This is a genomic window from Ensifer sp. 1H6, from assembly GCF_001976035.1.
GTDB classification, from domain to species: Bacteria; Pseudomonadota; Alphaproteobacteria; order Rhizobiales; family Rhizobiaceae; genus Ensifer; species Ensifer canadensis.
Genome location: NZ_MOAI01000025.1, coordinates 50,088 through 62,572, shown reverse-complemented (window position 1 = coordinate 62,572; position 12,485 = coordinate 50,088). Strand labels below are relative to the sequence as shown.

Sequence of the window (12,485 nt, the reverse complement as noted above, 5' to 3'; positions counted from 1 at the left end):
GGGATACCGAGTTCGGTGTCCCCGACCCCTGCTTACTCGTCGCCGCCCCATTTGCGAAACCTTTAAGATTCTGGCGCATAACGTCCCGCAGAATCCAGGAGTTGACGGTGGAAGCGCTACATACCCCGACGATCATGATCAGCTCCTTCGCGACGTTGGTGGTCTTTGCAGTCTTCTTCGCACTCGCGTCACGCCAGGAGCGCAACAGCCTGGAACTGAGGCTGTGGTCCTGCGCATTTCTGGTCGCCGCACTTGGATTTACCCTGCTTGCCTTCCGAGGTCCGGGTTATTCCTTCGTCCCGGTGACGCTGGGCAACGCCCTGACGGTTCTGGGCTTGGCGCTCATCTGGCTCGGCCTGCGCGCCTTCGACAATCAACCGCTGAAGATCGCGTCCGCATTGGCCGGGCCGGTGTTGTGGTTGCTGGTCACCGGTTTTTCCGATTATGTCCAGAACAATGTCACCAGCAGGATCGTGCTGTTTTCCGCGCTGATCTTCGTCTATTCGGCGATGATCGCGGTCGAGATTTTCCGCTCCGACAATTTCCGCAGGCTTCCAAGCTCTTACATCGTCGCATTTCTCTTCGCCACGCATGGCCTGTTCTATCTCGTGCGCATCCCGCTGATCTTCGTCTGGCCGCTTTTCGGCAACACGGCGTCGGGCGCCGAACAGCCGATATGGTATCAGCTGCTGACCTTCGAACTCTTCATCCACAGTCTTGCGGGCGGGTTCTCGTTCTTCGCGCTGATCAAAGAAAGAACGCAGTACAGATACAAGCTGGCGTCGGAAACCGACGCCCTCACCGGTGTGCAGAACCGGCGCGCTTTCATGGCGAGCGTCGACGCCTATCTGGCGACAAGACCCGATGATGGAGCGTTGATGTACATGGACATCGACCACTTCAAGGCGATCAACGATCGCCATGGACACGCTGTCGGCGACAAGGTGCTCATCGAGTGCGCGGCGGTCATCTCGCAAGCCGTTGGCGGCAAGGGCTTCCTCTCGCGCATGGGCGGCGAAGAGTTTGCGGCCTGCTTCCCCGGGGTCGACCGATCGCAGGCCGCAGCCATCGCCGAGGACATCCGCAGTGCCTTCGAGCAGGCGCGGGTCAGGGCCGGAAACACGACGCTTTCGGCGACCGTCAGCGTCGGTGTTGCCTTTGTCGCAAGGCAACAGGAGGCAAGCGAGCTTCTGTCTTCCGCCGATCGAGCGCTCTATGCGGCAAAGGCGGCAGGGCGAAACGCGGTCTGGATCGCCGGCAAGGACAGCGCTCCCCAGTTCGCATCGGGGCTGGCGGCCCAACCGAACGAGAGAGCGCCTTCCCCGGGGAGGACCGAGAGAGGTCCGATGGCTAACTGCGCCTGAGCCGTCGCTATCGTCGTACCGGCAACTGAGGCGCAAGCAGCCGCCGGCAACACGCCTCGCCTCAAGCCTTCTGCATCAAGGCAATGGTGCGGTCGAGCGCGGTTGCAAACCCCTTGAGCGAGATCGAGAAACTGACCTCCTTCTCGGTGTCGCTGGCAAAGGCGACGAGCTTCAGCACCTTGCCGCCACGCAGCAGCTTGATCGTCTCCTCATTGAACGTCAGCGCGACGATGCATCCGACCGGCATGCAGGTTCGAAACCGCGAGGGTTTGCTACCCGTGGCATCATCGACCCCAAGAGAGACGCCCTTGTCCAGGTAGAGACCGAAAGGCAGCGCGAGCTGTCCCTGGAGGCCAGCGCCGTCGACCGGTTCAAGTTCCAGCGTCAGCACGCGCTGTCCGCTCTGGTGAACCTGGCGCTGCGAAAGAACACACCTGCGATTGCCGTCTGTCACCGCGCAGGCGACGCTCCAGTCGTCGTAGGTCTCGGCGAGCGAAGAGGGGGCCGTCGCGTCCTTCGGCGCCTCCTGCGCATAGAGCGGGTTGGTGGCGACGATCGTCGCCATCAACGTTGCGGTGATCCAGCGTAAAAGCCGCATCAGAAGCGCACATCAAGCTTGGCATCGACGGCATTCTGCGTCGTGCCTGAGCCGAACTGGCCGGTGTAGGTGATGCCGAGGCTCGCAGTGTCGGTCAGCGCGAAATCAATGCCGGCCTCGATGATCGCCGCATCCTCGGCGATCGGCGTACCGGCAACCGAGAAGGCACTGCCCGTGCCGAAAGCCATCGTCGAGAAAGGCGTCGTATCGCCAAAGGCGTGTTGCCAACCAAGCATGCCGCGCACCTTGGCATTGGTGGCCCCCAGACTGAGAGGGGCCGACGCACGAAGACCGAGCGTCGTGAAGGTCGTATCGGTCGTGTTGCTCCTGCTCGACAGAGCCGCCGCAGCACCACTCTCAGTGAAACCGTCGGTGTGAAGGCTGACATAGGCGAGGTTCGCGAAGGGCTCGAGCGCTACGCTCGGCAGGTCGATACGGTATCCGACTTCGCCGAACGCCTGGAATGTGCCGGCATCATAGTCGGCCTTCAACGCGTCCCGGAAACCTGGGAAGACGACCGCTCTCTCCGTCTCGATCGAATGCCAGGTATAGGCAAGGCCGGACCGCAACGCGACATCGCCCCAACGGCCGCCACCGTAGACGCCGAGATGGTAGTTGTCGCTGTCGCCGCTCGAAGCACGGCTGTCGACGTCGAAATTCGTCCGGCTGTAGCCGGCCATGATGCCAACCAACGCATTGTCCGAGACCGCCGCATCGAAGCCGGTGATGAAGCCACCCGTCGACTGATCGAGTTGGCCGGTATTGCCGTTGCCATCGGTGTTGGTCCAGGAGCCGAAAACCTGTCCCCAGCCGACCATTGGCGGCGGCGGGACGGCGACCGCGTCGATCGCGGCGACTGCACCGGTCGTGATCTTGTCCTCCGGCCCGTAGGCCAGAACCGGGACATTCGCAGCAGCAACGTCGCCGAAAGCGTCGCGAATGCGGTCGTTCGCCGCGTTGCGCAGCAAGCTGCTGTCATTGATCAGCGCTGTCTGTGCCGAAGCATGAACCTCGCCGGACAGGCGGTCGAAGGCACCACGCGCATTGGCGGCGTCGAGCCTCAGGAGAATGTTGTAGAGCGCAAGCGATGGCCCGCTCTGCGCAAGCGTGTTGAGGGCGAGCGCCGTGTTCCTCTGATTGCCGCTGATGGCCACGCGTTCGAACTTGGCCGACGTGCCCGGCGTGCCCGGGTTCGGGTTTCCAGGGTTGGGATTGCCAGGGTTCGGGTTGCCGGGATTTGGATTACCGGGGTTCGGGTTGCCAGGATTGGGATTACCAGGATTAGGTGTACCCGTATCCTTGATCGCGATCTTGAGATCGACCTGCTTGTCCTTCTGCTCCAGCGTGACATCGAGAAAGGCGGACTTCGAAATCGCCTGGGCAAACTGACCGTCGACACCGTTTTCCGCGGTCAGAATGGTATAGGTGTGGCCGTTCTGGTAGCTGGTATTGGCATCGAGCGCGGTCACCTCGACATTGACGCCATTGCCGATCGTCGCGACGCCATCGCCCCGCACGCCGTTCTGCAGGCCCTTGACGGCGATCCTGTCGGAGCGACCGTCGCCGGCGATGTCGGCCTCGTAGATCGAGCCGTCGCTCATTTCCAGTTGCCCCATGATCGTCAGCGTGCCGGTCGAATTGTTTCCCGGTGCAATGACCGCTCTCTTGTCGACCGCGGTGGTGCCAATAGTGCCGGATCCGCCAAGGCGGCCGAAAGCCGTCGAGGCCGGATTGCCAATGCGGTTCAGCGTTTCCCCCCAGACGACGACGGAATTGGTGTAGGTCTTTCCGTCAAGAAAAGTTGTCTGCACTCTTCCCGCTTCGCCATCGACGATCAGGGTTCCATCCTTCACGTCGAACCGGGTCGTGCTGTAGTCCAAGGGGCCCGTGTCCGCGTCGTTATCGATTGTGTCGAGGTTGCTCTTGAGAACCAGCTTACCGCCGGAGACGTTCACCTTGCCGTGGAACTTCGTCAGGTCGCCGCTCACGACCGTTTCGCCCGAGAAATTGTTGATCGACCCTTGGCCACCGATCGTGTTGGCAAATTCATAGCCAGTGTTCGTGTGGTTGAAATTGACGTGCCCCTTCCTTGGGCCGAAATCGATCTTCGAGGAGGGATCGACCGTGCCGGCCGCCTGCGCCTGCCGAGCGATCGGACCGCCGACACGATCCATATCGACCTTGCCGCCGATCGAAAGACTGCCCATGCCTTCCCGGATCGCACCACCGACGCCAGAAAGGACGATACCACCGCCCGCTGACAGCTTTGCGCCGTTGGCGACCGAAAGGTTGACGTCTCCGGCCTCGCCAATCGTCAGCTTGTCATTGACCTTGAACTCGCTGCCAGCGCCGTCGACAGACACTTGAATGGTGTCGACGCTCTCATCCTCCCGGAGGGTCGCGGTGTTGGTCGAGACCACGGCGCCCTTCTCGATCGTGAAGCTGTCGCCGATCGTAAAGTCGCCGGCGTTGATCCAGCGCGAATTCTCGCCGCTCACCAGAACCGTGCCGTTCTCGAAAATGGCCTTGTTGGAGTTGATGACGCCACCGTCCTCGATCCTGACCGCGCCAGTGTTGAGCGTCAGTGCGCCGAAGGCGACGCCCAGAAAATCGGTGCTGAGCATGGATCCGGCACCGCGAACCACGAGCGTTCCGTCGCCTTCCTGCAAGGCACCGATGTAGGTCTCCTTCGCCGAGACTTTGCCGCCATTCTCGACGATCAGCGTGCCCTTGCCGCCGTAGATGCCGCCCTCGAAACCCCCGACGAAAAGCACGCGGTAGCCGCGCGGATCTGGATCGACGATATCCCAGGTCGAGCCGGGACCGGAAACGACGACCGTTCCGACCGAGCCCTTGCCGTCAGCGATGTAGCCGCCCTTGCTTTCGACGGAGGCGCCGTCCTTGATCGTCAGAGTAGCGCCACTGGGACCGCCGCGGATCACGAGATTGCCGTTGATCGTCTGGTCGGTGGTCCAGGTCGTGTCGTTTGGAACGAGCAATCCGGCCGCCTTCGCCGGCGACGGGACGAACGGCACGGCCGCCAGCATGATCGAGACAAGACCGGCGCGTCCAAGCGCAGTCGAGCTCAGAAGGTTGATCCTCAAAACGTCCGCCTTCACACAGGTATTCAATGTCTGCCCCTTTTCATTTGCGTTCGTCAGCGCACAACCCCCAGGCGAATACGAGCCAGGGGGCGGCGGGTCATCGGGCGCTATAGCAAGCCGGGGAAAGGGGAGAATTCTGCTTTCTGCAAACGGCAAATTGCAGCGCCCAAAGGTTGGGGCTTTCTGCGAACGGCTCGATTTCGCCGACGAACGGCAATCGACAACCATCTCGGCTTGAGGGATAAACCCACATGGCACGAGGAGATGACACGGCTTCGCCGGAAGAGACTCAGTATACCGCAGGTGTTCGCCGTGCGACCCTTTCCTACGGCTTCCTCTATCAATTCATGCAGGGCGTCATCACCAGCGTACTATGGGCAGTCCTCGGATATGACCCAATAGAAGTTGCGCCGATCACCTTGATCCTGGTGTTGAACGGCACGCTGATGTCCTATGCGATGGCAGCCACGCTCTTCAGGTGCAGGGAGCGTTCCATTCTCTTCAAGCTCCTGGTCGGCTCCGCCTTGTCGCTCGTCGCGGCAGTGATCAACGCCGGCGTCGACCTCGCTTGCCACTTTCTTATCGCGCATGGCGATCCGGCCGACGTCAACTGGACCAACGTCGCCTATACCGTCATCTATTGCGTGGCGCTGTTCCACGGATGGGCCTTCTTCTACATTGCGCTTCTCTCCAATTTTGAGTTGCGCGAACGCGAACGGCGCCTGGCCTTGACGCGAGAAGAAGCGTTAACGGCGCAGATGCGGGCGCTGCGCTACCAGGTCAACCCGCACTTCCTGTTCAACACCTTGAATTCGATCGCCGGGCTGATCGAGGAAGGTGCTTCGACGGCGGCGGGCCGCATGGTGCTTTCGCTCTCCTCCTTCCTGCGCACGACGCTCGAACTCGACCCAATGCAGGACGTCTGTCTCGCCGACGAGCTGGCGCTGCAGATCGGCTATCTCAACATCGAGGGCGAGCGCTTCTCGGACCGCATGCGACTGAAGCTCGACATCGCACCCGGCCTGGAGCAGGCGCTCGTGCCGAGCCTCATTCTCCAGCCGCTGATCGAGAATGCGGTGAAACACGGCGTCGGCAGTTCGGCCGGCGCGGTCGAAATCCTGATCAGCGCGGCACGTCACGGTGAAACCCTCGAGCTTTCCGTCGAAAACGACCTGACGATCGAACCGCAATGCGCGACCAAAAAGCCTCCGGGAACGGGTACAGGCCTCAAGAATGTCGCCGACCGCATCAGGGCCCGATTTCCGGAGATGGGGGCCTTCATTTCCGGTCTTGTCGCACCGCACCGCTTTCGGGCGGCGATCACCATGCCCTTGAGGCTGGCATGACGCTAAGGCCTCCGCGGAGCGGCAGGCCGGCAAAAGCAACGGGGTTTGCATTCCGCAAGCGGCAAATAGCAGCGCCCGAAAGGTCGGGACTTTCTGCAAACGGCTTGATTTCGCCGACGAACGGCAATCGACATTGGCGGCCGGTTGAACGATAAAAATGGCATGAAACCCAAGGACGAAACAAAATCGCCGGACGAAAGCGCCTATATCGGCAGCGTTCGGCGCACGACGCTCTGGCTCGGTTTTCTCTATTGGTTCGTGGAATTTCTCATCAGCAGTATCCTGTGGGGCATACTCGGAACCGATCCGATCGTGTCTGCCCCCGGCAAATTGCTGCTGATGTCCTGTGGCATGGTTCTTTCCTACGGTATCGCGGCGGCGATGTTTCGGGTCAGGCACCGGCATATAGCCACCAAGATCGTCGTTGGATTCTCCACCTCTCTCATTGCCGCCTTTGCCAATACCGGCATCGACTTCCTGCTCTATGTTTTATTCGTGCGTCCCGACCCGATCACGGTCGACTGGACGAATACCGGTTACACGCTCGTCTACAGCATGGCGACGTTCGTGGGGTGGTCGTTCTTCTTCGTCGCGCTGCTCTACAGCTTCGAGCTGCGTGAGCGCGATCGGCGCCTGGCGATCTCGCGGGAGGAAGCACTGGCCGCGCAAATGCGTGCGCTCCGATACCAGGTCAATCCGCACTTTCTGTTCAATACGCTGAACTCCATCACCGGCCTGATCGAGGAAGGGCAGACCATTGCAGCGACCCGCATGGTGATGTCGCTTTCGAACTTTCTGCGCACGACGTTGGAGCTCGACCCGCTGCACGACGTGCGGCTTGCGGATGAACTCGCCCTGCAAACCGGATATCTGCATATCGAAGGCGAGCGTTACTCCGACCGGATGAAGCTGCGGATGGACATCGCCAATGGCCTGGAAGAGGCTCTGGTGCCAAGTCTGATCCTGCAGCCCTTGATCGAGAACGCCGTGAAACACGGCGTCGGCCGCTCTCCTGATCAGGTTGAGATCGTCATCAGCGCGGCCAAGGTCGGCCATGCGCTCGAGATCGCCGTCGAAAACGATATCGCGCCGGAGACCGGGGGCGGGCGACGCCAGTCTTCCGGCACCGGGATCGGTCTCAAGAATGTCGCCGATCGGGTGCAGGCGCGCTTTCCAGGCGTCGGCGCCTGTGTATCCGGCCTTGTAACGCCCAAGCGTTTCAGAGCAGCAATCACAATGCCCCTGAGGCTCGCATGAACGAAATCCAGATAGAGCCCCTGTCGATCCTCGTCATCGATGACGAGCCCCTGGCGCGTCGCCGGCTTATACGCCTGCTCGGGGCCATGCCCGGGATCAAGATCGTCGGGACGGCCGGCAATGTGCAGCAGGCCTGCGTTCTCGTCGCCGAACTTTTGCCGGACGTGATCCTGCTCGACATCCAGATGCCCGGCGGCACCGGCTTCGACATTTTGGAACGGTTGGGCAACAACGCACCTGCCGTCGTTTTCGTGACCGCCTTCGATCACTATGCCCTTCGCGCCTTCGAGGCCGCCGCGGTCGACTATGTCACCAAACCGATCGAGCCCAATCGTCTACGAACTGCGATTGATCGGGCCCGCATGGCGATTGCGGCACGAACAAGCGCCGAACGCGTGCTGGAACTCAACGAAACCGTGCGGGCGCTCCGGCAGGCGCTTCGCAAGCAGGAGGCGCAGGTCGCCGATATCTGGGTGAAGGCAAGAGGCGAGTTCATTCGCATCGCGCTCGATCGCGTGGTGCGGTTCCAGGCGGAGCGCGACTACGTCCGCATCCACACCGAGAACAAATCCTACCTGCACCACGAGAGCCTGGCTTCACTCGCAGGCCGGCTGGACCCGGCTGAGTTTCTCCGGCTCCACCGAAGCTCGATCGTTCGGCGCCATTGCATCGTCGGCTTGCGGCAGGCGCCCTTCGCCGCCTTGATCGCGCTTCTGTCGGACGGAAGCGAAATCCGCGTCGGGCGAACCTACGTAAAGCAGGTGCGTCCCCTCTCCACAGAGCGCTAGATCATTTCACTGTTTCATCGAAACAGTGAAATGATCTAGCTCGTTGAAATAGCGCAATTCCGGACGGAAAACCGTTTCACACTTTTCCTGGAATTGCTCTAGGACGCCGGCCGGCCGCAGCATCCAACGGCGCACTGTCGCCGATGGCAAAGGTCAGGCTAACATCCCCAACCTGCTAGTCTTCGGTAAAAATCGGGTCCTGCGTGAACATTCCGCCCTGATAGACGGCAAGCGGCGACGAGGCCTCCGGCCGGCCAGGCGAAACTTCGAGTTCGGCGCGGAAGCGCTCGGCATTATCCCGCGGCCGCCAGCCCAGATAGGCGGCGTGCGAATTGTCCCACCAGCGGCTGTCATTGTCCGAGATGCCCCAGAGGATGGGGCATCCGAGCATCGGCGCCCGGAACGCGCAAGCGATCAGCGCGGCAAAATCGTCATAGGACATCCAGGTCGACAGCATGCGGTGGTTGGTCGGCTTTTCCATGCAGCTGCCGATCCGAACAAGCGCCGTCTCCTGGCCGAATTTCTCAAAATACATCCGGGCCAACGCCTCGCCGAAACATTTCGACACGCCATAGAGGCCATCAGGGCGCATCGGCGCATCCGCCTCCACGTGCTCGTCCTGCCGGTAGAAGCCGACTGTGTGGTTGGAGCTGGCAAAAAGAATGCGCGGCTGACCGTGCGCCCGTGCGGCCTCGTAGAGATTGTAGAGACCCAGCAGGTTGGCATTGAGGATCTTGGAGAACTTGTCCTCGACCGAGATGCCACCGAGATGAAGAATGGCGTCGCAGCCCTCGACCAGCCGATGCACAGCGGCCGCATCGCCGAGATCGCAGGGCATGATCTCCTCATGCGGTGCCGCCGTGCCTAGATCGGCAATATCCGAGAGACGCACGATCTCGGCCAGGTGAGCCACGCGCCCCCGCATGGCGCGACCCAGTGCCCCCGCCGCACCCGTGATCAACAGTCGCTTCAAGTCCCGTCCTCCGTAACCGGCGCCCTGCAGCCGGTATCCATGCATTGCATTTAAACTCAACTCATCATACAGGTTGATGTTGTCACGTCAATAAATCGGACATGTGATGCCACAAGCCGATTGATGTGGCACACAGGCTGGACAAAACGTACCGACAGGCGGACAAACGACCACGAGAAGGAGACGAGATGAGCGTTCAAACGAAGCTGGAGCCGGGCACCGGAACAGGCACGTTGACGTCGAGGCTCGGCGACACGTTGCGGCGGGCGATCACTGCGGGTCAGTTTCCGCCGGGCAGCAAGTTGCCGAGCGAGGCGCAGCTCTCCGAGGCTCATGGCGTCAGCCGCACAGTCGTGCGCGAGGCGATCGCCGCACTTCGGGCAGACCGGCTGGTCGAGGCGCGTCAGGGCGCGGGTGTCTTCGTTCTCGAGCCCCCACCCGCCGCCGGACCCATACCGCTTTCCCTGCATCATATCGACCCGGCGCGCGTATCTTCCATGATCGAACTGCTGGAGTTGCGAACCGCCGTGGAGGTAGAAGCCGCAGGGCTTGCAGCGCTTCGCCGGTCGCCCGCTCAGGAAGAGGTGATCATCGAAAGACACGATGCGGTACGCGCCTGCCTCAACGCCGGCATCTCCAGCGTCGAAGCCGACTTCGCCCTGCATCTCGCCATAGCCGAGGCCACCAACAATCCGCGCTTCCGCGAGTTCCTGGCGATGATCGGCAGAAACGTCATCCCGCGCGGTGCACTGCGCAACGACGACAGCGAACAGGACCAATCAGCCTATATCGCCATGCTCGACAACGAACACAACGACATCGTTGTCGCCATATCCAACGGCGACGAAGAGGGCGCGCGCGAGGCGATGCGACGCCATCTGCGCGGCAGCCAGGCCCGCTACCGGACACTGCTTCGCGAACAGCGCTCACCTGTACGATAACTCATTGACACAATCTCATCATACATGTACGACAACTTTGCCGGAGGAGGCAGGCAGAGGAAATCGAGTATGACGCCGCAAGAGATCAAGGCCGCGCTCGGCGCCGGTCTGTTGTCGTTTCCCGTGACGCATTTTAATGCCGAGCGAAAGTTCCATCCCGAGAGCTACCGTCGCCATGTCGAATGGCTGTCCGGCTTCGATGCCCCAGTGCTGTTTGCCGCCGGCGGGACCGGCGAGTTCTTTTCGCTTTCGCCTAAGGAAATACCGGGCATCGTCGCCGCCGCTAAAGAAGCTGCCGGCAAAACCGCCATTGTTTCGGGATGCGGCTTCGGCACCGAGATCGGCGTCGAGCTGGCGCGCGCCGTCGAAAAATCCGGCGCTGATGGCATCCTGCTTCTGCCGCATTACTTGATCGACGCGCCGCAGGAGGGGCTCTTCGTTCATGTGAGAGAGATCTGCCAGTCCGTCGGCATCGGCGTCATGGTCTATAACCGCGACAACTCGGTGCTGACAGTCGATACGCTGAAGCGTCTGTGCGACGAATGCCCCAACCTCATCGGCTTCAAGGATGGGACGGGCGATATCGGCCTCATCCGCCAGATCACCGCGACGATGGGCGACCGGCTCACCTATCTCGGCGGCATGCCAACGGCCGAACTCTTCGCCGAAGCCTATCTCGGAGCGGGTTTCACCACCTACTCGTCCGCCGTCTTCAATTTCGTGCCGGGGCTCGCCGTCGAGTTCTACAAGGCGTTGCGCGCTGGCAATCGGGCACGCTGCGAAGAGATCCTGCGTGATTTCTTCTACCCCTTCATGGTCATCCGCAACCGCCGCAAGGGCTATGCCGTCGCCGCGATCAAGGCCGGCGTCCGGCTGCAGGGTTTTGATGCGGGCCGCGTGCGGCCGCCGCTCGACGACCTGACGGCGCAGGAAGAAGACATGCTCGCAACGCTTATTGCGCCCTGGAAACGCTAGGATGAAAATCACAGCCGTCCGCACGCATCTGCTGGAACACCGCCTTGCGGTGCCGTTCGAGAGCGCGTCGATGCGCTTCGACCGGCGGGCCCATGTGCTGGTGGAGATCGTCTGCGACGACGGCACCACCGGCTGGGGCGAATGCCTTGGCCCAGCAAGACCCAACGCCGCCGTGGTCGCCGCCTATACCCCTTGGCTTACGGGCGCCGATCCACTTGAAACCGAAAAGATCTGGGCGCGGCTCTACAACGCGCTGCGCGACCAGGGCCAGCGCGGCCTGGCGCTGACCGCGCTGTCAGGCATCGACATCGCGCTTTGGGACATCAAGGGCAAACATTTCGGCGTGCCGGTTTCCACGCTTCTCGGAGGCCGCTTCCGCGAAACGGTCAAGGCCTATGCGACGGGAAGCTTCAAGCGCGACGGCATCGACCGGGTCGAGGACAACGCCGCCGAAGTCGCCCGCTATCGCGCTGAGGGCTTTCATGCCAGCAAGATCAAGATCGGGTTTGGCGTGCGCGAGGATCTTGCTGTCGTCCGTGCCGTGCGCGAAGCGGTCGGCACGGACATGCGGCTGATGGTCGATGCCAATCACGGCTACGACGTGCTTGAGGCGCTCGAGTTTGGCCGCAAGGCTGCCGAGTTGGACATCGACTGGTTCGAGGAGCCGGTGGTGCCGGAACAGCTCGGTGCCTATCGCGAGGTGCGTGCCGGCCAGCCGATACCGGTCGCCGGCGGCGAAACCTGGCATAGCCGCTGGGGGATGCGCGAACCGGTCGAGACACGCGCCGTCGACATTCTCCAGCCCGATCTTGCCGGCGTCGGAGGGTTCACCGAGGCACGGCGCGTCGCCGATATGGCAGCGCTCCATGGTGTCCGCATCGTCCCGCATGTCTGGGGCACGGCGGTTCATATCGCCGCCGCCCTCCAGTTCATGGCAGCGATGGTGCCCAATCCGGTGCGCGTCAACCCGATCGAGGCGATCCTCGAATTCGATCGCACCGAAAACCCGTTCCGACAGGCGGTGATCAAGACGCCGATCGAGCATGACCAGGGGGTCGTCAAAATCCCCGGTGGTCCGGGACTTGGCATCGAAATCGACCGCGATGCGCTTGCCGAGTTCCGGATGAGGGATGATTGAG

General features: G+C 61.9%; 10 protein-coding genes. 7 read left to right on the top strand and 3 right to left on the bottom strand.

Annotated features, from left to right (window positions below; genetic code table 11):
* The first annotated feature begins 107 nt into the window (after positions 1–107).
* Positions 108–1,364 carry a GGDEF domain-containing protein gene (locus BKP54_RS25260; protein WP_128090490.1) on the top strand — a complete coding sequence of 419 codons (1,257 nt, stop codon included), beginning with the start codon at positions 108–110 and terminating at the stop codon, positions 1,362–1,364.
* Between the two features lie 61 nt (positions 1,365–1,425).
* Here BKP54_RS25260 and BKP54_RS25255 read toward each other — a convergent pair whose 3' ends face one another.
* On the bottom strand, positions 1,426–1,962 hold the full coding sequence (locus BKP54_RS25255; protein ID WP_057206068.1) for an invasion associated locus B family protein: 537 nt from the start codon (positions 1,960–1,962) through the stop codon (positions 1,426–1,428).
* Entirely contained in the window at positions 1,962–5,066 is a 3,105-nt protein-coding gene (locus BKP54_RS25250) for an autotransporter domain-containing protein (RefSeq protein WP_158071723.1), read from the bottom strand. Before BKP54_RS25250 ends, BKP54_RS25255 begins: the two co-directional genes overlap by 1 nt.
* 251 nt (positions 5,067–5,317) lie before the next feature.
* Between BKP54_RS25250 and BKP54_RS25245 the strand changes: the two genes are divergently transcribed.
* From BKP54_RS25245 to BKP54_RS25235, 3 genes are all read left to right on the top strand, one after another.
* A complete protein-coding gene (locus tag BKP54_RS25245) occupies positions 5,318–6,412 on the top strand; it encodes a histidine kinase (RefSeq protein WP_025429926.1) in 1,095 nt (364 codons plus the stop codon).
* A 162-nt stretch (positions 6,413–6,574) separates the two neighbouring features.
* Positions 6,575–7,669, top strand: a complete 1,095-nt coding sequence (locus tag BKP54_RS25240; protein WP_084815070.1) for a histidine kinase — start codon at positions 6,575–6,577, stop codon at positions 7,667–7,669.
* The gene (locus BKP54_RS25235; RefSeq protein WP_051509268.1) at positions 7,666–8,457 is read left to right on the top strand and encodes a LytTR family DNA-binding domain-containing protein; all 792 of its coding nucleotides are present in this window, start codon (positions 7,666–7,668) and stop codon (positions 8,455–8,457) included. The genes BKP54_RS25240 and BKP54_RS25235 overlap by 4 nt, the downstream gene beginning before the upstream one ends.
* Positions 8,458–8,632: 175 nt before the next feature.
* Here BKP54_RS25235 and BKP54_RS25230 read toward each other — a convergent pair whose 3' ends face one another.
* A complete protein-coding gene (locus BKP54_RS25230; protein ID WP_057213265.1) occupies positions 8,633–9,430 on the bottom strand; it encodes an NAD(P)-dependent oxidoreductase in 798 nt (265 codons plus the stop codon).
* 188 nt (positions 9,431–9,618) lie between these two features.
* Here BKP54_RS25230 and BKP54_RS25225 point away from each other — a divergent pair, with 188 nt between their 5' ends.
* The 3 genes from BKP54_RS25225 to BKP54_RS25215 all read left to right on the top strand — a co-directional run bounded on the left by BKP54_RS25225 (position 9,619) and on the right by BKP54_RS25215 (position 12,484).
* Positions 9,619–10,371 (top strand): FadR/GntR family transcriptional regulator, encoded by a 753-nt coding sequence (locus tag BKP54_RS25225; RefSeq protein ID WP_057213267.1) that lies wholly within the window; start codon positions 9,619–9,621, stop codon positions 10,369–10,371.
* Positions 10,372–10,440: 69 nt separating this feature from the next.
* On the top strand, positions 10,441–11,346 hold the full coding sequence (gene kdgD, locus BKP54_RS25220) for a 5-dehydro-4-deoxyglucarate dehydratase (protein ID WP_084815069.1): 906 nt from the start codon (positions 10,441–10,443) through the stop codon (positions 11,344–11,346).
* 1 nt (position 11,347) lies between these two features.
* Positions 11,348–12,484, top strand: a complete 1,137-nt coding sequence (locus BKP54_RS25215; RefSeq protein WP_084815068.1) for a mandelate racemase/muconate lactonizing enzyme family protein — start codon at positions 11,348–11,350, stop codon at positions 12,482–12,484.
* The last annotated feature ends 1 nt before the right edge of the window (position 12,485 follow it).